Below are 569 nucleotides of genomic sequence, written 5' to 3' on the forward strand. Positions count from 1 at the left end.
GTCGGGCAGGGTCCGGGCCAGCGCGGTGCGCAGCGCGGCGGGGTCGGTGGCGTCGTGGGCCGGGACGACGTAGCCGACGAGGCGCTTGTCGCCGGGGCGGTCCTCGCGGGCGAGGACGGCGGCGTGGGCGACGCCCGGCAGGGCGGCGAGCGCGGCCTCCACCTCCCCCGGCTCGATCCGGAAGCCGCGGATCTTCACCTGGTGGTCCGCGCGCCCGGCGAACTCCAGCTCCCCGTCCGCCCGCCACCGGCCCAGGTCACCCGTGCGGTACATACGGGACCCCGGCGGACCGTAGGGATCGGCCACGAACCGCTCCGCCGTCAGCTCCGGACGGTTCAGATACCCGCGCGCCACCCCCGCACCCGCCAGATACAGCTCACCCGTGACACCCGGCGGCACCGGACGCAGCGCACCGTCCAGCACGAGGACGCGGTCGTGGTCCACGGGCCGCCCGATGGGGGCGGCGGCGGGCCACTCGGCCGGATCGGCGGGCAGGGTGTGGGTGGTGACGGCGTGGGTCTCGGCGGGTCCGTAGACGTTGTGCAGCCGGCGGCCGGGGACGGCGTACG

1 protein-coding gene is annotated in these 569 nt (G+C 77.2%); it reads right to left on the minus strand.

Annotation, left to right across the window (positions count from 1 at the left end; genetic code table 11):
• The coding region (locus LPA54_RS35675) for an AMP-binding protein (RefSeq protein ID WP_228984717.1) at positions 1-569 on the minus strand (569 nt) is incomplete at both ends.

The sequence above is a fragment of the Streptomyces sp. DH12 genome, assembly GCF_020873895.1.
Taxonomy (GTDB): Bacteria; Actinomycetota; Actinomycetes; order Streptomycetales; family Streptomycetaceae; genus Streptomyces.